Genomic DNA, 26,253 nt, shown 5'->3' on the forward strand with positions numbered 1-26,253 from the left:
GGCTGGCGTGGATGCGACGGTGGCCGCCGGGGTGGGGACGGGAACGGATGCTGCGGGCGTACCGGTGGGGCCGGCTTCTGCCGCTTCCACCAGCGCGACCGCCGCAGCCGACCTGGCCTCCACCGCCGAGGCCGCGATCAGCACCGATTCGGCCACCGCGGTCCCCGCCGATGTCGCCGCACCGGCCGGTGACCAACCGCCGGCCACCGCCGGGCAGACCGGTGGCGACGCAACCGGCGGGCAGAACGCGGGGCAGCAGGGCCAGCGCCAACCGGAGGGCTTCAACCCGGTTACCGGGGCCATGGGCATCACGGGTGCCGCCCCGGCCGCCCCGGCCGCGCCCGCGGCATCGGTCGCCAACGTCACGCCGCCGCCCGCGCCGCCGCTGCCCGGACCGGTTGCGATGCAGTTGGCCACCCGGATCACGCCGTTGAAGCTCGACGCGGACGGCGTGCACCGGCTGACCGTCAACCTGCACCCGGTCGACCTGGGGCCGGTGCGGGTGGTCGCCGAGATCCGCAACGGCGAGATCAACCTGCAGTTGTCCAGCTCCACCGATGCCGGGCACGACTCGTTGCGCGATTCGCTCGACCAGCTACGACGGGAACTGGAGCAGTCCGGGTTCAGCAACACGAACCTCGATCTGCGCCAAGGGTCGCAGCAGGATCAGGCGCGCCAGCAGTTCGCGTTCCTGAACGGCGAAAACGAGGGCGGTGGACGTACCGGAAACGGGTCTGGGAAGGGCTCTGCCGCCTCTGCCGAAACCGTTGCACCGGCGCCCTCGCGCCCCACCAGCAACAGCTTGCTGGACGTCGAAGCCTGAGGCGAAAAAGGGGCTAAGCGAATCCTCAACCCGGCCGAACCTGATGTGCGAGGGCCACCAACGCCTACGCAGGAGGGCCGGTCAATGACCTCACCGATCAATGGAATCGTCAGCAACGTCTACGACGACAAAACAGCTCGCTCGACGTCGACGTATTCGAACGGGACGACGGTCAACGCCGGTAAGAGCAAGTCGGTGGCCGACCAGGACACCTTCATGAAGCTGCTGGTGGCCCAGCTGAAGTACCAGGACCCCAGCAACCCGGCCGACTCGACGCAGTTCCTGGCCCAGACCGCGCAGTTCACCCAGGTCGAGAAGCTCGGGCAGATCGCCCAGATGATGCAGGCCCAGCAGTTGATCGGCGCGAGCTCGCTGGTCGGCCAAACGGTTACGTACCAGGACGCCGACGGCGTCACCCAGACGGGCGTCGTCACCAAGACGAAGCTCAACGGAGACAGCGAACCGACGCTCGTGGTCGGGAACATGGATGTGCAGCTGTCCAAGGTCACGGAAGTCCAGCAGGCAGGAACCGCACCGGCTGCCCCCGCGCAGCCCGCGGCCACCGCCACCGCTCCGGCCGCCACCCCGGCGGTTCCGGCTGCCCCGGCGCCCGCCGCTACCCCGGCCGCTCCGGCAGCAACGCCGAGCCCCGCCGCGGACGGCACCTCCGATGATTCCGCTACCACGAAGGAAATCTGACCTATGCTGCGTTCCCTTTTCTCCGGCATCAGTGGCCTGCGCGCGCACCAGCAGATGATGGACGTGACGGGCAACAACATCGCCAACGTCAACACCACCGGTTACAAGTCCAGCCAGACCGTCTTCCAGGACACCCTGTCGCAGATGGTCAACGCGGCCGGCGCCCCGCAGAACGGCGCCGGCGGTACCAACCCGGCGCAGGTCGGCCTGGGTGTGCGCACGGCCAGCATCAACGCCAACTTCAGCCAGGGCGCCGCGCAGACCACCGGTAAGGCCGGCGACATGATGATCCAGGGTGACGGCTTCTTCGTGGTCAAGAGCGGCGGTGAGTCGGTCTACACCCGCGCCGGCTCGTTCACCTTCGACGCCAACGGCTCGCTGACCACCCCCAACGGCCAGATCGTGCAGGGCTGGTCGGCCGACACCGACGGCAACGTGAACACCGCGGGCGCCCCGGGCAACATCAAGCTGCCGATCGGCATCAGCTTGAAGCCCGAGCAGACGACCAAGTTCACGCTGACCGGCAACCTGTCGTACGAGGCCCCGGCCGACGCCACCAGCGCCAAGGTGATCCCGATCCCGGTGGTCGACGAGAACGGCGCCTCCAGCACGCTCAACGTGACGCTGACCAAGACCGACGCGACCACCTGGACGGCGACCACGCCGGACGGCGGCAACGTGCCCATCACGTTCACCAACGGCAAGCCCTCGACCAACTCGATCACGCTGGACGGCTACGAGGTCGACATCACCGATCTCACCCACTACAGCGGTAACACCGAGGCGCGGGTGAGCGCGTCCGACGGTTCGGCGGCGGGCATCCTGAGCTCGTACACGGTGTCCAACACCGGTCAGATCGTCGGTGTCTTCTCCAACGGTCTCAAGCAGTCGCTGGGTCAGCTGGCCCTGGCCAACTTCAACAACGTCAACGGTCTGGAGAAGATCGGTGACTCGATGTTCCGCAGCACCGTGAACTCGGGTCTGGCCCAGGTCGGTGCGGCCGGCTCGGCCGGTCTCGGCCTGATCACCAGCGGCGCGCTGGAGATGTCGAACGTCGACCTGGCCCAGGAGTTCACCAACCTGGTCATCGCGCAGCGCGGATTCCAGGCAAACAGCCGCATCATCACCACTTCTGACGAGATCCTGCAGGAGCTCGTCAACCTCAAGCGCTGATAACGCACAGCCGGTAGAAGCCGGGACGGGCCACCAGCCCGCCCCGGCTTTTGCGTATCCGGGCCGGCTCGCACCCGGTTTGCGACCGCTACGCGCTCATCGGCAACCGAAGTTCCGCCGAATGGTCATATGACGGGCCACGGACGGCCCACCAGCCAATAGACGCCCCAAGGACGGATGTCGTGATTCTCGTAACCCGCCTCAACGGAGCCGTGTTCGCCCTCAACCCCGACCTGGTCGAGCGTGTGGACTGCACGCCGGACACGGTCATCACGCTGGTGGACGGCACCAAGTACGTCATTGCCGAGTCCGTGCCCGAGTTCATCGACTCGGTGCGCTACTACCGCGCTTCGCTTATCGCCCAAGCGAGCCGCATGGAGGCCGAGCCGGCCGCCGCTGCCCCGATCGCCGACGAGCAGCTGTCGCAGACCACCGCGACCGTTCTGCCACTGCACCGGAAGGACCGCTGACTCCATGGACCTCGCCACCATCATCGGTGTAGTCGTCGCACTGATCATCGTCTTCGTTGTTCAGATCCTGGAGGGCGGCAACCCGGCCTCCATCATCCTGATCCCGTCGATGCTGCTGGTGTTCGGTGGCGCGTTTGCCGCTGGTATGGCCGGTGGCGTGATGAAGGACGCGATCGGCGTCGGCAAGCTGCTGCAGAAGGCGTTCCTGGCCAAGGTGGCCCCGCCCACCAAGCTGGTCGACGACATCGTCAAGCTGGCCGAGCGGGCCCGCCGCGAAGGTCTGCTGGCGCTGGAGGACGCGGTCAAGACCGTCGAGCACCCGTTCCTCAAGCGCGGTCTGCAGCTCGCGATCGACGGCACCGACCCGGAGGAGCTGCACGACATCCTGCACGCCGAGGTCGCGGCCAAGAAGAAGGCCGACAAGGCCGGCATGAAGATCTTCGAGAACATGGGTGGCTACGCCCCGACCGTCGGCATCATCGGCACGGTCATGGGTCTCGTGCACGTGCTCGAGAACCTGGACAAGCCCGAGACGCTCGGTCACTCCATCGCCGCGGCGTTCGTCGCCACGCTGTGGGGTGTGCTCTCGGCCAACCTGATCTGGCTGCCCGTCGCGGCCCGGCTGACCCGTCTGTCCGGCATCGAAGCCGAGGAGATGGAGCTGGTCATCGACGGTGTGCTCGCCATTCAGGCCGGCTCGAACCCGCGCCTGGTGGCCCAGAAGCTTCGTTCCCTGCTGCCGCCGGACGCCGCGAAGGCGGCCGAGGCTGCGTCGAACAAGAAGGCGGCGTAATCACATGAGTTCCGCAGGGGGCGGCCGCAAGAAGAAGGGCGGCCACGAGGAGCACGAGGAGCACGTCAATCACGAGCGGTGGCTCGTGTCGTACGCCGACATGCTCACCCTGCTGTTCGTTCTGTTCGTGGTGCTGTTCTCGATGAGCAGCGTCGATCAGAAGAAGTTCGCCGAGCTGGCAGCCGGCCTCTCCGAGGGGTTCGGCGCCTCCAGCGCCGCCTTCCAGGGCAACATCTCGACGCTTGACGGCGCCGGTCAGTCCACCAACGTCGTGCCGATCGACCCGGGCACCAACCCGGGCGACGGTTCCGGCGGCACCGAGGGCATGACCAAGGAGCAGCAGAAGGCGGTCGAGCGGGCGCTGCAGGCGGCGAGCCGCAAGAAGGCCAGCGAGGACGCCAAGGCGGCCACCGCCGAGGCCGAGAACCTCAAGAAGGTGGAGAACAAGCTCGCCGACGCGCTGAAGAAGAACAAGCTGCTCGGCCAGGTCAAGTTCACCATCGACCAGCGCGGGCTGGTGGTCACCATCGTGACGAACGAGGTGGTCTTTGCCGGCAATCGCGCCGACCTGCAGGCCGGTGGCCGCAAGATCCTCGACACCATCGCGCCGACGCTGGCCAAGCTGCCCAACAACATCGAGGTCGACGGCAACACCAACCAGCTCAAGGCGACCACCACGTACTACCCCAGCGGCTGGGAGCTGTCCGCGGCTCGGGCCTCGACGACCGTGCGCTACCTCATCGCGCACGGCTTGGCCAAGAACCGGATGAGCGCTGTCGGCTTCTCCGACACCAAACCGCTGATCGACCCCAAGGACCCGCGGGCCGTCACCATGAACCGGCGAGTCGACGTGGTCGTGCTGACCACGCTCAAGGCCGACCAGGCTTCCCTGCTGCCCTCGGCGGCCGGGGACGACGCAAAGTTGCATACCGGTGAGACCTCGGCTGAGGCGGCTTCCGCCGCTAAGACGGGCGAACCCACTACCGATTCAAACTCCGAGCCGGCTACCGGCGCCACCACCCACGACTGACACCGAGAGGAGCTTCGAATGGCTAAGGACGAGAAGGACGCAGCGGCGGAAGCGCCGAAGAAGTCCAAGAAGATGCTTTTCATCATCATCGCGGCCGTCGTGCTGCTCGGCGGCGGCGGCGCGGGCGCGTACTTCATGTTCTTCAAGTCGAGCTCGGCTGAGGCTGCGGCCAAGGAGCCCACCAAGGGCGTCATCGCGACGCTCGAGACGGCGATCACGATCAACCTGGCCGACGGGCACTACCTCAAGCTGGGCTTCTCGCTGCAGGAGACGGCTGACGCCGGCACCGAGACGGTTGACCTCAGCGAGGCCGCCGACCTGGCGATCGACCAGTACACCGGCATGACGGTCGCCGATCTCTCCACCGAGAAGGGCCGCCTGGCCGCCAAGGAGGAGCTGCTCAAGAAGATCGAGAAGGCGTACGAGGAAGAGGGCAAGCAGATCATCATGGACATCTACTTCACCCAGTTCGTCACGCAGTAAGCCAGTACCTCGCAGAGCGGGCCCGCCACACGGCAGGCCCGCTCTTTGCATCTACCGGCTCAGCCGTTGCGGGAGTGAGCCGATGGGAACAACGTGACCACGTCGCCAACGCGCTCCCCGGGGAAGATGTCGCGCCGGGGCAACACCGGCCCCACGACGTACGACTTCCGCAAACCGATCAAGCTGTCCCGTGAGCACGTACGCACGCTGCAGATCGCCTTCGAGACGTACGCCCGCAGCTGCGGCACCCTGCTCACCACCCGCCTGCGCGTGGTCAGCAGCGCCTCCCTGGTCTCCATCGAGCAACTGAACTACGACGAGTACGTGGCCTCGCTGTCCAACCCGACCGTCATCGCCGTGGTGTCCATCGACCCGCTGCCCGGCACGGTCCTGCTGGAGATCGCCTCCTCGGCGGTCATGACCGCGATTGATCACATGCTCGGCGGTCCCGGCGGGGCCCAGCCGGAGCGGCCGCTGACCGAGGTCGAGATGCCGCTGCTGCGCGGGTTGCTGGAGCGGATGCTGGGCGAGTTGCGCTACGGCTTCGAGACCCTGGTGGATATCCGCCCGAAGCTCAAAGAGGTCGAGTACAACGCCCAGTTCCTTCGCGCGCATCAGCCCGGGGACGCCGTGGTGATCGCGTCGTTCGAGATGAAGATCGGCACCGAGGAGTGCGTGGCCAGCATCTGCCTGCCGTTCAACACCATCCTGCCGGTGCTGGAGAAGCAGGAACTGATCGAGCTGACGCCGGCCGAGCGCATGGTACGCGAAACCAGCCTGCGCAACCTCACGGCCGGACTTTCCGCCGCGCCAATCGACGTAGCTGTCCGATTCCAGCCCATCCGGATGCGTACCGATGACATCGTGGATCTACGCCCCGGCGACGTCGTGCCGCTGGGTCATCCGACCAGCGTGCCGCTCGAGGTAACTGTGAACGAGACCGTTTTCGCTCACGCCGTTCCCGGCAACCAGGGGGCCCGGCTCGCGTGTCTGGTGGTGCCGGCGCCCAAGGAGGACGAACGTAGATGACCGCGCCCACGATCACCGAGCCACAGCTCGCGCTGGTCCGGAACGCAGCCGACGCGGCCCTCGCGGTGCTGCCGACCAGTCGCGCACTCACCGTCGGCGCCCCCGTGGCGGCCTCCGGCGGCATGCTGACCACCGGACAAGCGATCACCGCCAGGTTCAGCGGCGCAGCCACCGGCGAGGTGGTCGTCGTGGTGGGCCAGGACCTGGCCGACGCGCTCAAGGAGAGCCCGCTCGGCGAGCTGGACCTGACCGCCGCGGTGCGCCCGGCGTTGGAGGCCGCCTCGCGGGTCTTCGGGCCCACGGTGCTGGACCCGGGTCAGCTGATGGAGCCGGCCGTGGCGCTGAGTGCGATCGCGGCCAAGGACAACGCGGTGGCCGTACCGCTGCTGGACACCGGGGAGGTCCGGGCCGTGCTGGCGCTGGCCCTGAGCCCATGGCCGTCCGACGGCGCCCCCGCAGGCATGGCCACCCGCAGCAGCTCGGGCGCGGCACCCATGCGCGGCGGCCTGGACATGCTGCACGACGTCGAAATGGAGGTCTCGGCCGAACTGGGCCGGACCCGGATGAGCGTGCGCGAGCTGCTGTCGCTGAGCCCGGGCGCGATCGTGGAATTGGACCGCGCCGCCGGCAGCCCGGCGGACCTGCTGGTGAACGGCCGGCTGGTGGCTCGCGGCGAGGTCGTCGTGATCGACGAGAACTTCGGCATCCGGATCACGGAGATCGTCGCCCCCGGCAGCGAACGGGAGTAGACCTTGTTCGAGCTGGTCCTGCGCGTCGGCTTCTCGCTTCTGGTCATCTTCGGCCTGATGTGGGGGCTGGCCCGGGTGGTGCGGCGCGGCGGCGTCGGGCGCGGGCACGGCAACCTCGTGGTGCTCAACCGCCAATCGCTGAGCCGCGGCTCGTCGATAGCGGTGGTCCAGGTGGCCGACCGCGCGCTCGTGCTGGGCGTCACCGACGCCCAGATCAGCCTGCTAGGCGAGACCGAGCTGGCCGCCTTCGAGCACGAGGGGCTGTTCCACCTGCCGCACAAGAAGCACGAGACCACGGCGAGCCTGCCGGAGGTGCTGCCGCATCACGGCGGCAAGCTGGACGGCTCCATCCTGTCGCCGCGCACCTGGCACTCGGCGCTGGACTTTCTGCGCGACCGGACATCGAGGCGCTGACATGTGGCGGCGAATGGCCATCATCTTTCTGCTTGCCCTCGGCGGAATTCTGCCTGCCGCGGCGGCTCAAGCCACGCCCCAACCGCTCCCGGCGGCCGTGCAGTATCAAGTGCCGCAGGCCCCGGGACCCACCGCACCGGTCGCGCCCACCGTCCGGCCGAGCGGCGGCGGCACCATCGATTTCAACATCAACGGTACGAACCCCGACGGCAGCAAACCGGCCACGTCCCTGGTCATCGTGCTGGGCCTCACCCTGCTCTCGGTGGCGCCCGCGGTGCTGCTGCTGTGCACGTGCTTCACCAAGGTCTTCATGGTCCTCGGGATCACCCGCAACGCGATGGGGCTGCAGAGCATGCCGCCCAACCAGGTGCTCGCCGGGCTGGCGTTGTTCATCAGCCTGTTCATCATGAGCCCGGTGCTGAGCCAGGTGAACGAGCAGGGCGTGCAGCCGTACCTGGCCGGGGACAAGACGCAGTCCCAGGCGTTCAAGGACGGCGTGCAACCGCTGCGCGACTTCATGGCCAAGAGCACCCGCGACGACGAACTCGCGCTGCTGGTGCGGGTGTCGGGTCAGGAGAAGCCGGCGAACATCAACGACGTTGAGCTGACCACGCTGGTACCCGCGTTCGTGCTGTCCGAGCTGCGCGCCGCGTTCATCATCGGGTTCGTCATCTTCATCCCGTTCCTGATCATCGACATGGTGGTCTCGGCATCACTGATGTCACTGGGCATGATGATGCTGCCTCCTGTCACCGTTGCCATGCCGTTCAAGTTGCTGCTGTTCGTGCTGGTGAACGGGTGGGGGCTGATCATCACGGCGCTGGTGGGCTCGTACGCATGAACTGGGACGTCCCGATCGGGCAGCTCCTCGCCGTCTTCCTCGGCTCTGCCCGGGCGGGGGCCTGGCTCATGCTCTGCCCGCCGTTCAGCTCCCGGCTGATCCCGGCGCAGGTCAAAGTGCTGCTCTCGGTCGGCATTGCGTTGCCGATGGCGCCGTATCTGAGCTCGGCGGTGCCGGTCATCGAGACGTCGGCGATCATCGCTGCGACCGCGCTGCAGATCTTCGTGGGGGCGGCGCTGGGCTTCATCACGTACCTGTTCTTCGCCGCGGTGCAGGCGGCCGGTGACCTGCTCGACGTGTTCGGCGGCTTCACCCTCGCCTCGGCGTACGACCCGCTGTCACAGAACCAGAGTTCGGTGTTCGGCCGGTACTACAACCTGGTGGCCACCACGCTGTTGTTCGCCAGCAACGGCCACGAGCTGATCATGCGCGGGTTCATGGAGTCGTACAAGACGTTGCCGCTGGACGCGAGCTTCTCGATGGCGACGTTCAACCGGCTCCTGACCGAGGGCGTCGGCGAGATGTTCGTGTCAGCGCTGCAGATCGCCGGGCCGCTGATCGCCGTGCTGTTCCTCACCGACGTGGCGTTCGGCCTGCTCAACCGGGTGGCACCAGCGCTCAACGCGTTCCAGCTGGGCTTCCCGGCCAAGATCTTCCTGGTCCTCACGCTGTCCGGCACCGCCATCGCGATCCTGCCCAAGGCCCTCGACGGCCTGGTGGAGAAGGCGGTAAATGCCGTGCTGCACCTCAGCGGCGGGGGGTGATCCGTGTCCGGGGAGAAGACCGAACAACCCACACCGCAAAAGCTCAAGAAGGCCAAGCAGGAAGGCCAGATCGGGCGCAGCCAGGACGTGGGTGCCTGGTTCGGCATGCTGGCCGCCAGCATCATGCTGCCGCGCACCCTGAAGTCGGCGATGGCGCAGTCCGAGGAGCTGATGGCCAAGCTCCCCGACGTCATCGCCAACCCCGATCCGGCGGTGGCGCTCGGCATCATGAAAAACGCCCTGATGAGCGCGGCCTGGGCGGTGCTGCCGCTGGCGCTGACCATGATGGCGGTGGGCATCGCAGCGGCCGGCGCGCAGGGCGGCATCCGGGTCGCCACCAAGCTGTTCATCCCCAAGTTCAACCGGCTCAACCCGTTGCCTGGCATCAAGAAGATGGTCGGGCCGCAGGCGCTCTGGGAGGGCAGCAAGGCGCTGATCAAGACCGGGGTGCTGGCTGCGGTGCTCTACAGCACGATGAAGGACATCGTGCCGCTGCTGATGACCGCCGGGCGCCTGCAGATCGGCTCGCTGCTCGGGGTGGTCAACGACGCCGTGCTGTCGCTGATCCGGGCCGCCTCGGTGGCGGGCATCGTGATGGCGGCGGCCGACTACTTCGTGGTCCGCCGGCGCACCAACAAGCAGCTACGAATGACCAAGGACGAGGTCAAGCAGGAGAACAAGAACACCGAGGGCGACCCGCACGTCAAGGGTCACATCCGGGCCAAGCAGATGGCGATGGCCCGCAACCGGCAGATGGCCGACGTGCCGACCGCCGACGTCGTGCTGGTCAACCCGACCCATGTGGCGGTCGCGCTGCGCTACGACCCGGAGCATGGGGCGCCGCGGGTGATCGCCAAGGGCCAGGGCGCGATCGCGCAGAAGATCCGCGACGTGGCCACCGAGAACCGGATCACCCTGATCCAGGACATCGCGCTCGCCCGGGCCTTGGACAAGAGCGTGGAGGTGGGCCAGGAAATCCCTGCCGAATTCTTCGGCGCGGTGGCCAAGGTGCTGGCGTTCGTGATGAGCCTGAAGTCCAAGGGTGCGTCGGCTGGGATGCACCGCAACCCCAACCCGGCCCCAGCAGCCGCATAGGACCTAAGACGTATCTGGGAGATTTACTCACATAGGCCGCCGAGCTGAGGGACCATCGGCAGGTGGAAGGGGGGCCGTGAAAAACCGCAACCTCAGCAAGTTTGCCGTACCCGTCGGGGTGATCGGCATCATCGTCATGATGGTCGTGCCGCTGCCGACCTTCCTGCTCGACCTGCTGATCGCCACGAACATCACCGTCGCCCTGCTGGTACTGCTGACCGCGATGTTCGTGGAACGGCCGCTCGACTTCTCCGTCTTCCCCGCCCTGCTGCTGGTCCTGACGCTGTTCCGGCTGGCCCTCAACATCAGCGCGACCCGGCTGGTGCTGCGCGACGGCGACGCGGGCAAGGTGATCCACGCGTTCGGCGACTTCGTGGTCGGTGGCTCGCTGGTCATCGGCCTGGTGATCTTCCTGATCCTGATCATCGTGCAGATGATCGTGGTGACCAAGGGCGCCGAGCGCGTCGCCGAGGTCGGGGCCCGGTTCACCCTCGACGCGATGCCCGGTAAGCAGATGGCGATCGACGCCGACCTCAACGCCGGGCTGATCGACGAGGCCGCGGCGAAGAAGCGCCGGGCCGACGTCGCCGCCGAGGCCGACTTCTACGGCGCGATGGACGGTGGGTCCAAGTTCGTCAAGGGCGACGCCATCGCGGCGATCATCATCACCGTCATCAACCTGGTCGGCGGGTTCGCGGTCGGCATGCTGCAGCAGGGCATGTCCCCGGCGGACGCGATGAACCAGTACAGCCTGCTGACCGTCGGCGACGGCCTGGTGTCGCAGATCCCCGCCCTGCTGCTGTCGGTCTCCACCGGTCTGATCACCACGCGCTCGGCCACCTCGGGCGACATGGGCAGCAGCGTCACCGCCCAGCTCGGTCAGAACAAGCTGGCCCTGCGGATCGCCGGTGGCGCGGCGCTGGGCCTGTGCGTGATCCCCGGCCTGCCGAAGCTGCCCTTCCTGATCATCGGCGCGGTGGTGCTGCTGATCGCGCAGAAGCTCAAGGACCCCGAGCCGGAGGCCGCGCTGGCCGCGGTGCCCGAGGTCGAGCGGCCCTCGCCGGACTCGCCCGAACAGTTGCTCGGCGAGATGCGCGTCGACCCGCTGGAGCTGGCGCTCTCACCCGACCTGGTCGACCTGGTCGACACCAACGGCGGGGACCTGCTGGACCGGGTGCGGGCGTTGCGGCGCAAGATGGCGCTGGAGCTGGGCATCGTGATGCCGCCGGTGCGTACCCGCGATGATTTGGACCTGCCGCTGAGCTCGTACGCCATCCGCATTTCCGGGGTTGACGCCGGCACCGGCCAGGCACCTCCGGGAACCGTCCTAGCCATCGGTGACGGACTGCAGGCCCTGCCCGGACGGGCCGGGGTGGAACCGGTGTTCGGGCTGGCGGGCAAGTGGGTTCCGGCCGAACTGCACTACCAGGCGGAGCTGTCCGGCGCGACGGTCGTCGACCGGGCCTCGGTGATCATCACGCACCTGGCCGAGATCGTCCGGACCAACGCCAGCCGCCTGCTCGGGCGCGAGGACGTGCGCTCGCTGACCGACATGGTCAAGCGCACCCACCCCGTGGTGGTCGAGGAACTGACCCCGGCGCTGCTCAGCCTCGGGCAGATCCAGCGGGTGCTGCAAGCCCTGCTTGATGAAGGCGTGCCGGTACGGGACCTGGTCCGCATCTTCGAATCGCTCTCGCTGCGCGCCAAGGTGTCGGTGGACCACGACGGCCTGGTCGAGGCCGCCCGCTCGGCCCTGGGCCCGGCCATCGCCGCGCAGTACACCAGCCAGGGCCGGCTCACCGTGATCACGCTCGACCCGATGCTGGAGCAGCAGCTGCTCGAATCGCTGCGGCCCAGCGAGACCGGCGCGTTCATGGCGATCGACGGCATGCGTGCCGAGGCGATCGTCAGCGAGGCGGCCCGGCTGGTCGAGGCCGCCGAGCAGTCCGGGATCACCCCGGTGCTGGCCTGCTCCCCGCAGCTGCGGCTGCCACTCATGCGTCTCCTGCGGGCCGGCTCACGCCGCGTGCAGGTGCTGTCCTACTCAGAAATCTCGGGTTCCACCGCACAGATAGAAACCATGGGGGTGGTGAACGGTGCCTACGCGGGTGCTGCTTGAGGGTCCGGCCATCGAGCCGTTGCTGGCGCAGGTGCGCGACGAGTACGGCTCCTCGGTACGGATCATCTCGGCGGACAAGGTCCGGACGGGCGGCTTCGGCGGATTCTTCGCCAAGCAGCATTACGAGCTGTCGGTCGAGGTGCCGGACGCCGACGAGCGCGACGCCACGCCCCGGCGAGCGGTTCCGGCCGCCGCCGACGACGGACCCCAGTCGCTGGAACAACTGCTGGCCCGCGCCGAGTCGCGGGACCGGATCACGCCGGACGAAGCGCCGGGCGGGATGGACCGAGCCATGGGCCGCGGCGCCGGGATGGGTGACGCGGCGGCGGCCGTGGGGGCACCAGCTCCCCATCCGTTCGCGGCCGGCACGCCCGCTTCGGCGCGCGGGCTGAGCGACCCGCAGTCCGCCTTCGCCGAGCTGATGGCCAACCTGGACAAGGCCGAGGCGATGAACCGTCCGGCCCCGCGGCCCGCCGCGTCCCCGCTGGCCGGCCTCGAGGACTCCGACGGGCCCAGCGTGCGCCCGTTCCGCCCGGCGCAGGCCACCGGGTTGCCGGTGAACGGGCATGCCAACGGCACCAACGGCGCAGCGATGAACGGCGGGGCGACCAAGCCGCTGCCGTCCGTACCGTCGCTGGCCGAGCTCATGGGTGGCCTGGGCGTCAACGACACTCCGGCGGCCCCGCAGAACTCGGCGGCCAACCGGGCGGCCCAGAACCCGGCGCCGCCACGCACCGCGGCTGCGGCGTACGGACTCGCTCCCACCTCACCGGCACCGACCAGCCTGGCCGAGACGCTGGGCGGACTCGGGCTTGGACCGGTGTCCGCGGTGCCCGCCACCACCCTGCACCCGGCCACCGTGCCGTCCTCGCCCGCACCGATGCGCGGCTACGACACCGTGCAGCACAATTTGCTCAGGGTCGGCATGCCGCCGGACATGGTCGCGCAGATCACCGGCGGGGACACCTACGCCGGGGTGCTCAACGCGCTGGCCATGCGCCCGTCGGCGCCGGGCGTCCCGGATGCGCCGGGCGAGATCCTGGTGCTGGCCGGCGACTTCGACCACGCCATCCCGATCGGCAAGAAGCTCTGCGAGCAGGCCGGACTCGACCAGACGCACCTGCTCATGGGCGGGCCCACGGCGGCGGGGACCGGCATGCACTCCTCGCGGATCCTGGGCGACCCGGAGGCGGCGAAGGCCAAGGCGGAGAAGCTACGGAGCGCCGACCACGCGTGGATCGTGGTGGTGGACGCGACGGTGGGGCGTACCGACCCGATCTGGGTGAACGACATGTGCGAGGCGATCGGGGCGACCGCCACGTGGGCGGTGGTCGACGCGACCCGCAAGACCTCCGACACCGCGCGGCACCTGCGGGCGCTGGGCGATGTCGAGGCGCTGGTGGTGCACAACGTCGACATCACCTCCGACCCGGCCACAGTGCTCGGGCTCGACCTGCCGATCGTGTCGCTGGACAGCAAGCCGGCCACGCCGCACTCGTGGGCGGCGATGTTGTGTGCACGGATCGCTGCTGATGTCGTACCGATGGCGGCTCTGCCCCGCCGTCCCGCGCGCCGGAGCTGACCACCGTGATCCGGCCCTCCGTCCTGCTGTTCGCGCTGTTGATCAGCGCGCCGGCGTTGTATCGCTATGTGCTCGACGAGATCGACCTCGGCGAGGTGCTGATCAGGTTCCTGATCGCCGTGCCAATCGCCGCGATACTGCTGGCCGGCCTGCGCTTCATCACCGCGGGCTACGGCAAGACGGAGGGGCCGGGCACCCGGGTCAGGCCCACCCCCGGGGGCGAAAGTGACCAAACGGGCACCGACACGCCTTGACACTTCGTTAACATTTTCCGTTTCGTACCATATGTTACCTCCGGTCAGCGACTGCCCCCCGGAGGTGAACGGTGCCCAGCGACCGCCCGATCATCGTCGTCGGCTGCCCTCGATCGGGCACCACGATGCTGCAGCTCATGCTGCACGCCCACCCGAGAATTGCGATCCCGCCGGAAACCCGGTTCGTGCTCGCCGCCTTCCGCGAACGCCGCGACTTCGGCGACCTGAGCCTGCCGGACAGCCGCCGCGCCCTGGCCCGGCGCATCGTGAACCAGCGCGAGACCCGCTTCTGCGACCTGGGCCTGGACCCGGACCAGACGGTGGAGAGAATCGCCGCGGCCCAGGGCACGCTCGGCTCGGTGCTGGGCACGATCTTCCAGATGTACGCCGAGCGCTTCGACAAACCCCGCTGGGGCGACAAGCGGCCGGCCTACCTGCACAACGTCGACATCCTGCTCAGGCTCTTCCCGGACGCCCAGTTCATCAACATCGTCCGCGACGGCCGGGACTGCGTAGCCTCGCTCAAGGAAATGTCCTGGCACCGCAAGGACATCTACGCCACCGTCGCCGCCTGGGCCCGAGCCGTAGACGACGCCCGCCGAGCCGCGCGCAAACTGGACCCGGCGCAATGGTTCGAGCTGCGCTACGAAGACCTGGTGTCCGACCCGCACGGCGGCCTGACCAGACTGTGCGAATACCTCGGCGAGGACTACGACCCGGCCATGGCGGAACCCTCGGCGGTCGCGGGCGTCGCGGTTCCATCCTTCAAAACCTGGCACGCCCGTACGCACACACCGGTAACCACGCAGCGGGTACGCAGCTGGGAGACCCGGTTGACAGCCGAGGAAATCGCGCTGTGCGAAGCCGCCTTGGGTAGCCGGCTGGTGGCCAACGGCTACGAGCTGTCGGGAAAGCCGCGGCCGGCTCCGAGCCAGCTGATCCGGTACACCATGGCGGCGGCACCCAAGCGCTTCGACCCGGCCCGGCGCACGTTGAGCCGGGCGGCCACGCGGTTACGGCGCGACGAGGACCTGGCGCATCTGCCGGGCGGGGTGCTGGCGCAGCGCTCCCCCAACGAAGCCAGCATCGACGCAGGCTAGCCCGGTCCTGCCTGCGGCCCCGAGCCAAGCCCCCGATGACTAATGACTACCCCATCGCCACTCGGCACCCGATACGAAGAACGGGCCGGGAGCAGCAATCTGCTTCCCGGCCCGTACCGCGTTTCTCAGGCGAGCGACAGCGAGAACTTCCCCTTGCCGTAGCGAGCCACCTCAATCGTCAGATCCAGCCGCTTGCCCAGCGCCAGCAGGTGCGCGCGGGCATCGTTGGGCAGGGACTGGCCCGGGGTGATCACCTGGTAGAGCTTGATGTGCGGGGCGCCCTGCCGGTTGAGCAGGCTGGTCAGGACGTTGCACAGCTCGAAGACGTTCTCGGCCAGGTTGGGGAACAGGGTTTTCTCGTCGATGCTGTCCTCGGCTGCGCCGGCGGGGAGCAGGCCCAGTGCGGCGCCCGCGTTGGCCGCCAGCGACAGGGTCATGCCCAGGACCGCGTAGAGCTGCTGGGAGGTGTCCGTGTAGATCGCGAACACGCCCGTGGGCAGGTCATCTGCGGTCATGGGGTCGCCCGGAGCGACGTTGACGTCGCGGCCGAGAAGGTCCTCGAAGAGGTTGCGAACGGTCAGGGCGACGGGGATAACCGAGGTGTCAGACATAGCTATATCATCCCAAAATAGGAGAGAAGACCTCGTCAAATTGCTCTGCTGTGAACGGCTTGACGATGAAGAAAGCCGAGCCGGCGCTCTCCGCGGCGCTCTTCATCTCCTCGGTGCACTCAGAGGTGACGAAGCCGAACTTGACCTGGTTGCCCGCGGCGCGCAGCTTGCGCAGCACCTCGATGCCGGTCATCTCTGGCATGTTCCAGTCCGAGATGACCAGGTCCGGCTGCTCCGACTGGGCCTTGTCGTGCGCCTCCTGGCCGTCCGCCGCCTCCACCAGGTCATGGCCATCGAACCCGGCCTGGCGCAGCGTACGCGTCACGATCTGCCGCATCACCCGGCTGTCGTCCGCGATCAGAATCTTCATGCCGTTTCCCCCTGCTTCACGCTCTGCCACATCGAGATGGAAATCGGCTCGCCGTCCCAGACGCCCCACAGGCCGCTGATCCGCTCGGCGGCCGGGTAGTACGAAGCCGTGTCGGGCGCCATCACCACGGTGGGCAGCGACAGGAAGCACCCGGCCGGGAGCATCGCCTTGACGTTGCCGCCGACGATGTTGGCCAGCTCGCCGAGCACGTCGGAGATGTCCTCCTGCCCGACCTCCTCCACCTCCATCGCCAGGAAGGCCGCCGCCGCCTTGCGGGCCGCCTGGGTTGACGAGGCATAGACCAGGTGGCCGTGCCAGGTGCCGGTGATCGACACCGTCGAGTGCACCTCCGTGGTCTGCTTGTCGTCGCCGGTCGGGATCAGCGGGTTGACTCCCTCGGGGTCGAGGTAGGAAGCCCAGACCTGTTCCACCATCTCGGCGAGGTCGTCCTCGGTCACCACGGTTTCGACGCTCATGAGTTCGCTCCGGTCGGTACCAGGCCCAGCAGGGCCAGCTTCTCGATCATCGCGCCTTCGGTGAAAGGCTTGATCACGTATTCGTGGGCACCCGCGGCGAGCGCCCGCACGATTTGGCTCTGTTCGCTCTCGGTGGTCACCATGACCAGCGTCATCTCCCGCAGCCGCGACTCCGCGCGGACCTTGGTGACGAACTCGAGCCCGTTCATGTTCGGCATGTTCCAGTCGATGAGGGCCAGCTCGGGCACCTCGGTCATGGTGGCGAGCAGGTCGAGGGCCTCCTGGCCGTCGCCCGCCTCCACCGCCTCGAAGTTCAGCTTGGCGACGATGCGCTTGAGAATCATCCGCATCGCTCGGGAATCGTCGATCACCATGGCGCGCACCGCAGCTCACCCCTTCCTGACGGCACCGGCTGGCACCGCGCTTCGGACCCGGTAGGCAGAGGTCCGGCCAGCCGCCACCCGTTCGTAGTTGTCATCGATGCCGATCGTTGTCTCGGCAGCGCCGAGGAACAGCCAGCCGTCCGGGCGCAGCAGCCGGGCGACGTTGCGCAACACCGACTTCTTCGTCGCGACGTCGAAGTAGATGAGCACATTGCGCAGGAAGATCACGTCGAACGGCGGCATGGCCGGCAGCGGCGCGGTCAGGTTCATGTGCCGGAACGACACGTTGCGCCGCAGGTGCGGGGCGATGCGCCAGTGCGCGCCGGCCCGCTCGAAGTACTGCACCAGCTGGGTGGCGGGCAGGCCGCGGTTCACCTCGACCTGGCTGTACTCGGCGGCCTCGGCTCGCTTGACCATCTCGGTGGAGATGTCACTGCCCATGATCTCGTACGACCACCCGGGCGGCAGGTTCTCCTGCAGCGTGATGGCCAGGCTGTACGCCTCCTGACCGCTGGAGCTGGCCGCCGACCACAGCCGGATCTTGCGCGCCGGGCCGCGGCTCTTGACCAGTTCGGGCAGCACCACGTCGGTCAGCGCGGTGAACGGTTCGCGGTCGCGGAACCACGACGTCTCGTTCGTGGTCAGCGCGTCGATGATCCGGCGCTGGTCGGCCGGGTTGGGCTTGCGCTGCAGCCCGGCCAGGAAGTCGCCGACGCTGGCCGCCCCGACCTGCCGGGCCACCGGGATCAGCCGCGCCTCGACCAGGTATTCCTTGCCGGGGGCGAGTACGATGGCCGCCTCGCGCCGGACCAGCGCGGAGACGAACTCGAAGTCCGATTGCGACAGAGTCATCGGGTCACCACCGTCGCCCGGGGCGCGCGGCCGACCTGGACCCGCTGGATCAACGCGGCCGCGATCCGATCCAGCGGTAGCACCTCGTCGGCCAGACCGGCCCCGACGACGGCGCCGGGCATCCCCCAGACCACCGAACTCGCCTCGTCCTGCGCCAGGACTTCGGCGCCTGCGTCACGCAGCACCTTCGCACCACTCCGTCCGTCGTATCCCATGCCGGTCAGCACCGTCGCGTGCACCGAGGCGCCATAGAGCGACGACACCGAGCGGAACATCACGTCCACCGCCGGACGGCAGGAGTTTTCCGGCGGCGCGCCGCTGAGCTGGGTCAGCGTTGCCGTACCCCGGCGCTGCAGCACGAGGTGCTTGTCACCGGGGGCGATGTAGACCGTGCCGGCGGTCAGTTCCATGCCGTCGCCGGCCTCGACCACGTGCAGCGGCGTGCTGCGGTCCAGGCGTTCGGCGAACATCCGGGTGAACACCGGCGGCATGTGCTGGGTGACCACGATCGGCACCGGCAGTTCCCTGGGCAGCGCCTGCAGCACCTTGGTCAGGGCGTCGGGGCCACCGGTGGACGAGCCGATCGCCAGAATGTCCACGCGTCCCGGCGGACCGCCCCGGCGTACGGCCTTGACCGGTGGCGCGGTGGGCCCGGAAGGCGGTGTCAGGCCGGGCCGGCTGAGCCCGGGACGCGCGGGTGGCGGCGGTGCGAGACCGGGCCGGGCCGGCGCGGGGCCGGGGCGGGCGGCTGGGGCCCGGCGACCGGCGAGCGCATGGATCTTAGGTACGAGCTGTTCCCGTACGGCCGCAATGGACTGTGCCACCGACCCCACGTTCGACGGCTTCGTGACGTAGTCGGTAGCCCCCGCCGACAGCGCCTCCAGCGTGGCGCTGGCGCCGGCCGCCGACAGCGTGCTGAACATGATCACCGGCAGCCGGGGGTGGCGTTTGCGCAGCTCCCGTACCGCCTGGATGCCGTCCATCTGGGGCATCTCGATGTCCATGGTGACGACGTCCGGCCGCAGCGAGTCAATCTTCGCCTGGGCCAGCAGCCCGTTCGCCGCGGTGCCGACGACCTCGATGTCCGGCATCCCGCCGAGCGAGTCGACGATGAGCCGGCGCACCACCACGGAGTCGTCGACGACGAGTACTTTGATCATCTCTGCCCTCCGTCCTTCCGGGCCTCGAGGGCCTTCATCCGAGCCACGCAGGGCCGAGGGCCGCGATCACCGGGGCCAGCAGCCGGTGAGCGGTGGCCGTGTCGAGCAGGTCGCGCACGACCAGCGCCTGGACCGCGCCGCTGAGCATGTTCCAGACGCCACCGGCCCGCTCGGCGAGCGGAATGGCGGCGGTGTCCATGGCCTGGACGAGCAGCATCTGCGCGGCCGCGGCAGTGCGTACCCGGTCGGACAGGTACGCCGCCCAGGACGCCGAATGCACGGCCGGCGACCAGCCCCCGGCGGTACGCCGCGCGTCCTCGGCCGACTGGGTGAGCCGGGCCAGGTCCTTGGGCGTGATCGAGCGCAACCGGTCGAGCAGGGCCGAGACCGTGTAGTGGTGCGGGCCCAGATCGATCGGCTTGCCGGCGGGCAGCTTGCGCAGCGCGGACACCCAGCCCGCGCCGAGCATCCGCCGGGTCGAGTCGTCCAGCACCTCACGCAGGTAGCTGGCGACCGCGGCGTCGCACAGCAGCGCGGTCGCCGCGGCGGCCGCCTCGCTCTGCTTGGCGTCGCGGCCCTTGCCCTCCCAGGTCCACGCCATCACGTCGTAACGCAGGCAAGTCAGCAGCGCGTCCACCGAGCCGATCGGCGCCCGTTCGACAAGCGCCAGCGAGCTGGCCGGATCGTCCGCCTTCATGCCCTTGAGCGACGGCAGCTTGCGCGCCGCGCTCTCCACCTCGACCCACAGCGGGCCGCGTACGCCCTCGTCGGGCAGCCGCTCGGCGAGGATCGGCAGGTCCCCGGCGCTGAGACGCAACGCGCGCAGCAGCACTTCGGCCGTGGCCGACCCGCCCTTGAGGCGGGTCAGGTCGAAGCCGAGAACGGGGGCGCTGACCAGGCTGTACATCAGGTGGTGGCTCGATACGTGTCGACCGCCTGGTTCGCGTCCAGGGCGAGCATCAGCCGACCGTCCAGCTTGAACGTACCCACCACCAGCTCACGGGTCGGTCCGCTGAGGGTGTCCGGCGGCGGCTCGAACGCGTCGTCGTCGAGATCCACGACCTCGCCGATGCGGTCGACGAGCAGGCTTACCGGCTCGCCGTCGCCGCGCAGGATCACGTTCATCACCGGGCCCTGCAGGGCCTGACGGGCCAGGCCCAGCTGCACCCGCAGGTCCACTGCCGCGATCACCTGACCGCGGAGGTTGAACAGCCCACCCACCGCGGGCGGCGCGAGCGGCACCGGGGTGTACTCGTTGTACGAGAGCACCTCCTGCACCGTGTCCACCTCGACGCCGAAGAGCTGGTCGGCCACCTCGAAGGTGGCGAACTGACGGCTTGCCATCTCAGGCCTCCACCAGCATCTCGTCGGACATCTCGCGGTAGAAGTTCGGGTCGGCGGCGAGGATCGCGCGGCGCACGTCCAGCAGCTCGGTCACCCGTTGCTGGATGACCGCGGTGCCGACCAGGCCGTCCTCCTCGACGTCGCGACGGGCCGTGGTCGAGTTCTCCGCGATGTCGACGATCCGGTCCACCACCAGCGCCACGCTGCGTCCTCCCTCGCTGTAGACGACCACCGACACGGTGTCGCCCTCCTCAGCCTCGCTGTACGCGCCGAGCACGTGCGACAGGCGCATAAGCGGCAGGATCTGCCCGCGGTACTGCACCACTTCGCGCGAGCCGGCCTGCTCGATGCGGTTGCGCGGGAACTCCTCGAGCCGGGTGACCGTGTCGAGCGGGATCGCCACCCGGCGCTCGCCGACCGCGGTGATGAGCAGGCGTTCGCCAGTGCCTCCGCCGCCGGTGGCCCGGGACATGCCGATGGTGTTCTCCCGGTCGGCGTCGGCGGCCAGGTGCGAGCGGCGGGCCAGCGAGGACACGTCGAGGATCAGGCCGACTTTACCGTCGCCCAGGATGGTGGCCCCGGAGTAGAGGCCGATGTCCTTGAGGCGGCTGTTGAGCGCCTTGACGACGACTTCCTCGGTGTTGAGCACCCGGTCCACGACCAGGCCGAAGCGCCGGCCGTCGGCCTGCAGCACCATGATGTAGACACCCTGGTCACCGCCGACCTCGAAGCCGAGGGCGCGGTCCAGGCGCACCAGCGGGAGCAGCTTGCCCCGCAACCGGTAGACCGGGGCGCCCGAGGCGTATTCGATCTTTGTGGACGTACCGTCGATATAAACAAGCTCCAGCACGGCGACCTGCGGGATGACGTACCGCTGGTCCCCGCAGTCGACGGTCAGGGCCTGCACGATCGCCAGGGTCAACGGGATATTGAGCCGCCAGACCGTGCCCTCACCCAGCGTCGAGTCGACGCTGACCGCGCCACCGATCCGCTCGATGTTGGTCTTGACCACGTCCATGCCGACGCCGCGGCCGGACACGTTGGTCACCTTGGCAGCAGTGGAGAAGCCCGGCTGGAAGACCATCGCCATGATCTCGCGCTTGTCCATGCCGGGGATCTGCTCGGCGCGCAGCAGCCCCTTCTCCACGGCCTTGGCGGCGATCCGGTCCACGTCCATGCCGGCGCCGTCGTCGGCCACCTCGACCGCGACGTGCCCACCCTCGTGGTACGCCCGCAGCGTCAGCGTGCCCTCCGGGGACTTGCCCGCCGCGACCCGCCGCTCGACGTCCTCGATGCCGTGGTCGACGGCGTTGCGGACCAGGTGGGTCAGCGGGTCCTTGACCGCCTCGAGCAGCGAGCGGTCGAGCTCGGTCTCCTTGCCCTCCATGACCAGCTCGACCTTCTTGCCCAGCGACTGGCTCAGGTCCCGGATGACCCGGGGCAGCTTGGACCAGATGTGCTCGATGGGCTGCATGCGGGTCTTCATGATGCCCTCTTGCAGTTCCGAGGTGATCATGCCGAGCCGCTGGGCGCTGCGGACCAGACCGGAGTCGCCGGTCTCCATCACGCCGCGCACGAGCTGGTTGCGGGCGAGCACGAGCTCACCAACCATGTTCATCAGCGTGTCGAGCAGGTCGACGTCGACGCGGATGGCGCTGTCGGCCACGCTGCGCTTGGGGGTCTGGGCCTGCAGCGCCTCGCTGACCGCGGCGGGCTGGGCCTTGCCCTCCTCCAGCAGAATCGTGCCGAGCTTGCGCTCGTCGCCCTCAAGCTGCGCCTGCAGCGCGGACCCGACGTCGGAGGGCTCGGCCGCGCCGGACTCGACGAGCATCTCGCCGAGCGGGCGGCGCTGACCCTCGACCGGATCGGGCGCCTCACGGGCGGGCACCTCGGCGATCGGCTCGGGCGTCTCGGCAGCGGGTGCGGCCGGGGCGGCGGGGGCGGCGTCGGCCGGGGCGTTCATCTGCGCGTGCACCGCGGCGATGATCGCGTCGACGTCGACGCCCTCTTCGGAGTTGTTCTGCTCGATGGCTTCCAGCAGGTTACGCACGCCGTCGATGGTTGCCAGCAGCGTGGTGATCGTGGTCGGCGTGACCGGTTGAACGCCGTCACGCAGCCGGGAGAGCAGCGACTCACCGGCGTGGGCGAGCGTCTCCAGCCGGCTGAAGGCCAGGAAGCCGCTCGTACCCTTGATCGTGTGAATGGCCCGGAAAATGCGGGAGATCAGGTCTCGCGATCCCGGCTCCTGCTCCAGCGCCACCAGGTCCCGGTCGATCTGGTCCAGGTTCTCGTGGCTCTCCATGAGGAATTCGCCGACGATCTCGCCAAGGTCTTCCAACGCCCTACCTCCCGCTCGTTTCTCTAAGCCCTCATCGACCTCGCCGGGCCGCATCTGAGGACACCCGGACCGCTACCGGTTGCGACTCAGGTATCGCCGCCGGGACGGCGGTACCGGTAACCGAAACCGCGGACGGATTCGATCGGGGATTCATCGGGATCCGACCAGCCGAGCTTGCGCCGCAGCCGCAGCACCGCGAACTTGACGCGCTCCTGGCCGATGCCGGTGGGGTCATCCCACGCCTGGGTCAGTAGCTGGTTCGGGCTCAGCACCGCCCCGGCGTGCCGGACCAGCGCGTTGAGCAGCCGGAACTCCGTCGGGGTGAGCCGCTTCTCGTCGCCCTTGACGTAGACGCGGCGCTTGGTGGGATCGAGGTGCACCAGCCCGTCGTCGTAGATCTGGCTGGCCCAGCTGTTCTGCCCGCTCGACGAGCGCCGCAGCAGGGCTTCCACCCGGGCGAGCAGCTCGTTGTTGGCGAACGGCTTGGTCAGGTAGTCATCGGCACCGCCGCGCAGGCCGCGTACCTTTTCCGCCTCCTGGCCGTGCGCCGTGAGCACCAGCACCGGCACGTCGGAGACATCGCGCAGGCGTTCGAGCACCTGCCAGCCGTCCATCTCCGGCAGACCGACATCCAGCACCACAAGATCAGGATGCTCCGCGTACGCCTCCTTGAGCCCGGTCCGCCCGTCGCCCGCATGGGCCACCTCGTAGCCGGCTCGGCTGAAGAGCAACCGCAGAGCCAACGCGATGTCCGGGTCGTCCTCGACCACCAGCAGTCTGCTCATCACCGTGCCCTTCTCCCCCGCGCGTCGCCCCAGACGCGGCCAAAGCTCACGATAGCGTGACGTGTCGGTTCATATACGGAAAGTTATAGTTCAGCGTGCGAACCTCCTCGAACACCGTCGCGCTCCAGGCTCGCTTTCTGGCCGTTATCTCCCATGAGCTGCGCACCCCGCTGACCACCATCGCCTCGTTCACCGAGAGCCTGGACACCGACGACCTCGCCCCCGCCGAGCGCTCGATCGCGCTGGCCGCGGTGCGCCGCAACACCGATCGGATGCTGGCCCTGGTCGCCGATCTGGCCCTGGTGAGCCGGTTGCAGACAAACGACCTGGAGCTGCGGGCGTCGACGATCGACCTGGCCGCGCTGATCCGCGAGACGGCCGAGCTGCTGGCCAGCGGGGAGCCGTACACCGAGGCCACGGTGGAGGCGGTGGACGGCCCGGCGATCTCGGCGGATGCCGGGCTGCTGCGAGACCTGTTCTACGCCGTGATCGGCACGGTCGCCAGCGATGCGGCCGACCGCTGCGCCACGGTCAGCGCGGTGCCCGAGGCCGGTGGCTGGCATGTCACGGTCACCGCGCGCCGGGCCGAGAGGTTCACCGAGGAGAGCCTGATGGCGGGCATGCTGGCTGCTCCCGAGCCGCCGCACCGGCGCCGCAGCACCGCCGTGTGGATGCTGCTGGCCGAGGCCATCGCGGGCCGCCACGGCGGGTCGGTGGAGCTCACCTACGACCCGCAGACCGGGGCCGGGGCGCAGATCCGCCTGCCCGCAGCAATCCCCACAGCGTGACACGAGTCCCGGACAGCACCGGCGGAAACGGCCAAAGAAGGGACGGACGGCTCAGTCACCGGGTCCGATATCCCTGCCGGGCCACATCGGAGCCCGGCCGTGGACCGGGAGGCAAGAACCGTGTTCGACTTCGTACGACGTATCGCCCTCGCCGCGGCCGCGCCGGCCGCCCTGCTAGCGGTGACCGCGGTACCCGCGCAGGCGGCACCCGGAGGCCCGGCCGGCGCTGCGGCGGCTGCTCAGCCGACCACCGAGCAGGTGCTGATGGCCGAGGTGGTCGCGCTGACCAACGAGCAGCGGGTGGCGAACGGCTGTGGTGAACTCGCGGTGGACGAGGAGCTGACCATCGCCTCCGTCCGGCAGGCCCACTACATGGCGGCGACCGGCGACTTCGGGCACATCGGCTGGCGCGGTTCGACCTTCGAGTCGCGGGCCGAGGCCATCGGCTACGACTACGTGGCGGCCGAGAACGTCGGGTGGGGCTACTCGGGGGCGGCCGGGGTGATGGACGCGTGGATGGCCAGTCCGGGGCACCGGGCCAACATCCTCAACTGCGACGTCCGGTCGTTCGGGGCCGGGGTGCAGCGCGCGGTGAACGGCACCTACTACTGGGCGCAGGTTTTCGGTTACCGCTAAAGAGCACAGTTGATCAGAACCGGTTCGGGGTGCAGCGCCACGCCGAACCGGTCTTTCACGCCGTCGCGGATCTCGCGGGCCAGGTCGAGCAGCGCGGTCGTCGAGCCGCCACCGCGGTGGGTGAGCGCCAGCGTGTGTTTCGAGGAGATGGCCACCCCGTCGCGGCCCGCGTAGCCCTTGCCGAAGCCGGCCTTCTCGATCAGCCAGGCGGCGGGGACCTTGACGGTGCCGTTGGGCGCGGGCCAGCTTGGCGGTTCGCCGGCGTCGGCAAGCCGGTCCTGCACGCTCGCCCACTGCTGCGCGGACAGCACCGGGTTGGTGAAGAACGAGCCGACCGAGCGGGTGTCGGGGTCTTCCGGGTCGAGCACCATGCCCTTGCTCGCGCGCAGCTTGAGCACCGTTTCCCGGACGCGCTCGGCGGCAACCCGTTCGCCGATCTCCACGCCGAGTTGACGCGCCAGTTCGGCGTACCGGATGGGCGCGGAGGTCGGCGAGGTGTCCAGCCGGAAGTCAACCTCCAGGACCAGCCACCGGTCGTTGTTCTTGAAGATGCTCGACCGGTACGCGAAACGGCACTCCGGCAGCGACATCCGGTGGACCTGATCGGTCTCGCGGTCGTAGACGTGCACCGCCTCGATGAGCTGTGCGACCTCCTGGCCGTAGGCCCCCACGTTCTGGATCGGCGTCGCGCCGACCGACCCCGGGATGCCGGAGAGCGCCTCGAGCCCGGCAAGGCCCTCGGCCAGCGTGGCGGCGACGAAACCGTCCCAGGGCTCGCCGGCCGCGACCCGCACCAGCGCACCCCGCCCGTCGCGGTCGACGAACTGGATCCCGCGGGTGCGCAGCAGCAGCACCACGCCGGGGAAGCCCTCGTCGCCGATCACCACATTGCTGCCGCCCGCCAGCACCAGGACCGGTTCCTTCCGGCGGCCCGCAGCGCGCACGGTTTCGAGGGCTTCGTCCGTTTCGGTGGCCACCGTCACCGTGCCGGCCGGGCCGCCGAGGCGTAGCGTCGTGTACGCCGCCAGCGAACTGGCATGCGCTCCGGATGCGGTGGCAGCGGGATCAGCACTAACGTCAGGCACGACGTTC

Annotated in this window: 30 protein-coding genes; 19 read left to right on the top strand and 11 right to left on the bottom strand. The window is 68.9% G+C overall.

Going from position 1 to position 26,253, the window contains the following annotated elements; translation table 11 throughout:
* From TFC3_RS30325 to TFC3_RS30405, 17 genes are all read left to right on the top strand, one after another.
* The coding region (locus tag TFC3_RS30325; protein ID WP_236718543.1) for a flagellar hook-length control protein FliK at window positions 1-823 on the top strand (823 nt) is incomplete at its 5' end.
* 84 nt (window positions 824-907) lie between these two features.
* A complete protein-coding gene (locus tag TFC3_RS30330; RefSeq protein WP_067508854.1) occupies window positions 908-1,522 on the top strand; it encodes a flagellar hook assembly protein FlgD in 615 nt (204 codons plus the stop codon).
* Window positions 1,523-1,525: 3 nt separating this feature from the next.
* The gene (locus tag TFC3_RS30335) at window positions 1,526-2,695 is read left to right on the top strand and encodes a flagellar hook protein FlgE (protein WP_067508856.1); all 1,170 of its coding nucleotides are present in this window, start codon (window positions 1,526-1,528) and stop codon (window positions 2,693-2,695) included.
* A gap of 182 nt (window positions 2,696-2,877) precedes the next feature.
* The gene (locus tag TFC3_RS30340; RefSeq protein WP_067508858.1) at window positions 2,878-3,165 is read left to right on the top strand and encodes a flagellar FlbD family protein; all 288 of its coding nucleotides are present in this window, start codon (window positions 2,878-2,880) and stop codon (window positions 3,163-3,165) included.
* A 4-nt stretch (window positions 3,166-3,169) separates the two neighbouring features.
* On the top strand, window positions 3,170-3,958 hold the full coding sequence (locus tag TFC3_RS30345) for a flagellar motor protein (protein WP_067508860.1): 789 nt from the start codon (window positions 3,170-3,172) through the stop codon (window positions 3,956-3,958).
* Window positions 3,959-3,962: 4 nt separating this feature from the next.
* Entirely contained in the window at window positions 3,963-4,988 is a 1,026-nt protein-coding gene (locus tag TFC3_RS30350; RefSeq protein ID WP_067508863.1) for a flagellar motor protein MotB, read from the top strand.
* 18 nt (window positions 4,989-5,006) lie between these two features.
* Window positions 5,007-5,471 (top strand): flagellar basal body-associated protein FliL, encoded by a 465-nt coding sequence (gene fliL / locus TFC3_RS30355; RefSeq protein ID WP_067508864.1) that lies wholly within the window; start codon window positions 5,007-5,009, stop codon window positions 5,469-5,471.
* Between the two features lie 93 nt (window positions 5,472-5,564).
* Window positions 5,565-6,500, top strand: a complete 936-nt coding sequence (locus TFC3_RS30360) for a flagellar motor switch protein FliM (RefSeq protein WP_236718546.1) — start codon at window positions 5,565-5,567, stop codon at window positions 6,498-6,500.
* Window positions 6,497-7,249, top strand: coding sequence for a flagellar motor switch protein FliN (gene fliN, locus TFC3_RS30365; protein WP_067508868.1), 753 nt, complete (start codon window positions 6,497-6,499; stop codon window positions 7,247-7,249). The genes TFC3_RS30360 and fliN overlap by 4 nt, the downstream gene beginning before the upstream one ends.
* Before the next feature lie 3 nt (window positions 7,250-7,252).
* A complete protein-coding gene (gene fliO, locus TFC3_RS30370) occupies window positions 7,253-7,663 on the top strand; it encodes a flagellar biosynthetic protein FliO (RefSeq protein ID WP_067508870.1) in 411 nt (136 codons plus the stop codon).
* 13 nt (window positions 7,664-7,676) lie between these two features.
* Window positions 7,677-8,504 carry a flagellar type III secretion system pore protein FliP gene (fliP, locus tag TFC3_RS30375; protein ID WP_236718549.1) on the top strand — a complete coding sequence of 276 codons (828 nt, stop codon included), beginning with the start codon at window positions 7,677-7,679 and terminating at the stop codon, window positions 8,502-8,504.
* The gene (gene fliR / locus TFC3_RS30380) at window positions 8,501-9,268 is read left to right on the top strand and encodes a flagellar biosynthetic protein FliR (RefSeq protein WP_067508874.1); all 768 of its coding nucleotides are present in this window, start codon (window positions 8,501-8,503) and stop codon (window positions 9,266-9,268) included. Before fliP ends, fliR begins: the two co-directional genes overlap by 4 nt.
* Before the next feature lie 3 nt (window positions 9,269-9,271).
* Window positions 9,272-10,363 carry a flagellar biosynthesis protein FlhB gene (locus tag TFC3_RS30385; protein WP_067508876.1) on the top strand — a complete coding sequence of 364 codons (1,092 nt, stop codon included), beginning with the start codon at window positions 9,272-9,274 and terminating at the stop codon, window positions 10,361-10,363.
* A gap of 76 nt (window positions 10,364-10,439) precedes the next feature.
* A complete protein-coding gene (locus TFC3_RS30390; protein ID WP_067508878.1) occupies window positions 10,440-12,482 on the top strand; it encodes a flagellar biosynthesis protein FlhA in 2,043 nt (680 codons plus the stop codon).
* Complete coding sequence (locus TFC3_RS30395; RefSeq protein WP_067508880.1) at window positions 12,460-14,064, top strand: hypothetical protein; 1,605 nt, start codon at window positions 12,460-12,462, stop codon at window positions 14,062-14,064. The genes TFC3_RS30390 and TFC3_RS30395 overlap by 23 nt, the downstream gene beginning before the upstream one ends.
* A gap of 5 nt (window positions 14,065-14,069) precedes the next feature.
* Window positions 14,070-14,318, top strand: coding sequence for a hypothetical protein (locus TFC3_RS30400; RefSeq protein ID WP_067508882.1), 249 nt, complete (start codon window positions 14,070-14,072; stop codon window positions 14,316-14,318).
* A 71-nt stretch (window positions 14,319-14,389) separates the two neighbouring features.
* The gene (locus TFC3_RS30405; protein ID WP_067508884.1) at window positions 14,390-15,418 is read left to right on the top strand and encodes a sulfotransferase; all 1,029 of its coding nucleotides are present in this window, start codon (window positions 14,390-14,392) and stop codon (window positions 15,416-15,418) included.
* A 125-nt stretch (window positions 15,419-15,543) separates the two neighbouring features.
* Here the strand turns inward: TFC3_RS30405 and TFC3_RS30410 are convergent, their stop codons facing one another.
* The 10 genes from TFC3_RS30410 to TFC3_RS30455 all read right to left on the bottom strand — a co-directional run bounded on the left by TFC3_RS30410 (window position 15,544) and on the right by TFC3_RS30455 (window position 23,737).
* Window positions 15,544-16,029: a hypothetical protein gene (locus TFC3_RS30410; RefSeq protein WP_067508886.1), complete on the bottom strand. Its 486-nt coding sequence runs from the start codon at window positions 16,027-16,029 to the stop codon at window positions 15,544-15,546.
* A 7-nt stretch (window positions 16,030-16,036) separates the two neighbouring features.
* Window positions 16,037-16,399 carry a response regulator gene (locus tag TFC3_RS30415; protein ID WP_067508888.1) on the bottom strand — a complete coding sequence of 121 codons (363 nt, stop codon included), beginning with the start codon at window positions 16,397-16,399 and terminating at the stop codon, window positions 16,037-16,039.
* Window positions 16,396-16,875, bottom strand: coding sequence for a chemotaxis protein CheX (locus tag TFC3_RS30420; RefSeq protein ID WP_067508890.1), 480 nt, complete (start codon window positions 16,873-16,875; stop codon window positions 16,396-16,398). Before TFC3_RS30420 ends, TFC3_RS30415 begins: the two co-directional genes overlap by 4 nt.
* The gene (locus TFC3_RS30425) at window positions 16,872-17,249 is read right to left on the bottom strand and encodes a response regulator (protein WP_232234522.1); all 378 of its coding nucleotides are present in this window, start codon (window positions 17,247-17,249) and stop codon (window positions 16,872-16,874) included. Before TFC3_RS30425 ends, TFC3_RS30420 begins: the two co-directional genes overlap by 4 nt.
* 15 nt (window positions 17,250-17,264) lie before the next feature.
* The gene (locus TFC3_RS30430; protein ID WP_067508892.1) at window positions 17,265-18,110 is read right to left on the bottom strand and encodes a protein-glutamate O-methyltransferase CheR; all 846 of its coding nucleotides are present in this window, start codon (window positions 18,108-18,110) and stop codon (window positions 17,265-17,267) included.
* Window positions 18,107-19,270: a chemotaxis response regulator protein-glutamate methylesterase gene (locus TFC3_RS30435; protein ID WP_067508894.1), complete on the bottom strand. Its 1,164-nt coding sequence runs from the start codon at window positions 19,268-19,270 to the stop codon at window positions 18,107-18,109. Before TFC3_RS30435 ends, TFC3_RS30430 begins: the two co-directional genes overlap by 4 nt.
* 34 nt (window positions 19,271-19,304) lie before the next feature.
* Complete coding sequence (locus TFC3_RS30440) at window positions 19,305-20,177, bottom strand: hypothetical protein (RefSeq protein ID WP_067508896.1); 873 nt, start codon at window positions 20,175-20,177, stop codon at window positions 19,305-19,307.
* Window positions 20,177-20,614, bottom strand: coding sequence for a chemotaxis protein CheW (locus TFC3_RS30445; RefSeq protein WP_067508898.1), 438 nt, complete (start codon window positions 20,612-20,614; stop codon window positions 20,177-20,179). Before TFC3_RS30445 ends, TFC3_RS30440 begins: the two co-directional genes overlap by 1 nt.
* A 1-nt stretch (window position 20,615) precedes the next feature.
* Window positions 20,616-22,952: a chemotaxis protein CheW gene (locus TFC3_RS30450; protein ID WP_067508900.1), complete on the bottom strand. Its 2,337-nt coding sequence runs from the start codon at window positions 22,950-22,952 to the stop codon at window positions 20,616-20,618.
* Window positions 22,953-23,038: 86 nt separating this feature from the next.
* Window positions 23,039-23,737, bottom strand: coding sequence for a response regulator transcription factor (locus tag TFC3_RS30455; RefSeq protein WP_067508902.1), 699 nt, complete (start codon window positions 23,735-23,737; stop codon window positions 23,039-23,041).
* 95 nt (window positions 23,738-23,832) lie between these two features.
* On the opposite strand from TFC3_RS30455, the gene TFC3_RS30460 reads away from it, so the two are divergent.
* The gene (locus TFC3_RS30460; protein ID WP_067508903.1) at window positions 23,833-24,525 is read left to right on the top strand and encodes a sensor histidine kinase KdpD; all 693 of its coding nucleotides are present in this window, start codon (window positions 23,833-23,835) and stop codon (window positions 24,523-24,525) included.
* A 120-nt stretch (window positions 24,526-24,645) separates the two neighbouring features.
* Complete coding sequence (locus tag TFC3_RS30465; protein WP_067508905.1) at window positions 24,646-25,161, top strand: CAP domain-containing protein; 516 nt, start codon at window positions 24,646-24,648, stop codon at window positions 25,159-25,161.
* On the opposite strand, the gene TFC3_RS30470 is transcribed toward TFC3_RS30465, so the two are convergent.
* Window positions 25,158-26,246 (bottom strand): UDP-N-acetylmuramate dehydrogenase, encoded by a 1,089-nt coding sequence (locus tag TFC3_RS30470; protein ID WP_067509880.1) that lies wholly within the window; start codon window positions 26,244-26,246, stop codon window positions 25,158-25,160. The two genes, TFC3_RS30465 and TFC3_RS30470, sit on opposite strands and share 4 nt — an antisense overlap.
* Window positions 26,247-26,253: the final 7 nt, after the last annotated feature.

The organism is Actinoplanes sp. TFC3 (assembly GCF_001553785.1).
Classification (GTDB): Bacteria; Actinomycetota; Actinomycetes; order Mycobacteriales; family Micromonosporaceae; genus Actinoplanes.

Bases quoted from the DNA above. Each gene is read 5' to 3' on its own strand.
- TFC3_RS30435 (WP_067508894.1), bottom strand. From the start codon at position 19,270: ATGATCAAAGTACTCGTCGTCGACGACTCCGTGGTGGTGCGCCGGCTC.
- TFC3_RS30335 (WP_067508856.1), top strand. From the start codon at position 1,526: ATGCTGCGTTCCCTTTTCTCCGGCATCAGTGGCCTGCGCGCGCACCAG.
- fliN (WP_067508868.1), top strand. From the start codon at position 6,497: ATGACCGCGCCCACGATCACCGAGCCACAGCTCGCGCTGGTCCGGAAC.
- TFC3_RS30350 (WP_067508863.1), top strand. From the start codon at position 3,963: ATGAGTTCCGCAGGGGGCGGCCGCAAGAAGAAGGGCGGCCACGAGGAG.
- TFC3_RS30445 (WP_067508898.1), bottom strand. From the start codon at position 20,614: ATGGCAAGCCGTCAGTTCGCCACCTTCGAGGTGGCCGACCAGCTCTTC.
- TFC3_RS30345 (WP_067508860.1), top strand. From the start codon at position 3,170: ATGGACCTCGCCACCATCATCGGTGTAGTCGTCGCACTGATCATCGTC.
- TFC3_RS30420 (WP_067508890.1), bottom strand. From the start codon at position 16,875: ATGAGCGTCGAAACCGTGGTGACCGAGGACGACCTCGCCGAGATGGTG.
- TFC3_RS30415 (WP_067508888.1), bottom strand. From the start codon at position 16,399: ATGAAGATTCTGATCGCGGACGACAGCCGGGTGATGCGGCAGATCGTG.
- fliL (WP_067508864.1), top strand. From the start codon at position 5,007: ATGGCTAAGGACGAGAAGGACGCAGCGGCGGAAGCGCCGAAGAAGTCC.
- TFC3_RS30455 (WP_067508902.1), bottom strand. From the start codon at position 23,737: ATGAGCAGACTGCTGGTGGTCGAGGACGACCCGGACATCGCGTTGGCT.
- TFC3_RS30440 (WP_067508896.1), bottom strand. From the start codon at position 20,177: ATGTACAGCCTGGTCAGCGCCCCCGTTCTCGGCTTCGACCTGACCCGC.
- TFC3_RS30430 (WP_067508892.1), bottom strand. From the start codon at position 18,110: ATGACTCTGTCGCAATCGGACTTCGAGTTCGTCTCCGCGCTGGTCCGG.
- fliR (WP_067508874.1), top strand. From the start codon at position 8,501: ATGAACTGGGACGTCCCGATCGGGCAGCTCCTCGCCGTCTTCCTCGGC.
- TFC3_RS30330 (WP_067508854.1), top strand. From the start codon at position 908: ATGACCTCACCGATCAATGGAATCGTCAGCAACGTCTACGACGACAAA.
- TFC3_RS30425 (WP_232234522.1), bottom strand. From the start codon at position 17,249: ATGGTGATCGACGATTCCCGAGCGATGCGGATGATTCTCAAGCGCATC.
- TFC3_RS30410 (WP_067508886.1), bottom strand. From the start codon at position 16,029: ATGTCTGACACCTCGGTTATCCCCGTCGCCCTGACCGTTCGCAACCTC.
- fliP (WP_236718549.1), top strand. From the start codon at position 7,677: ATGGCCATCATCTTTCTGCTTGCCCTCGGCGGAATTCTGCCTGCCGCG.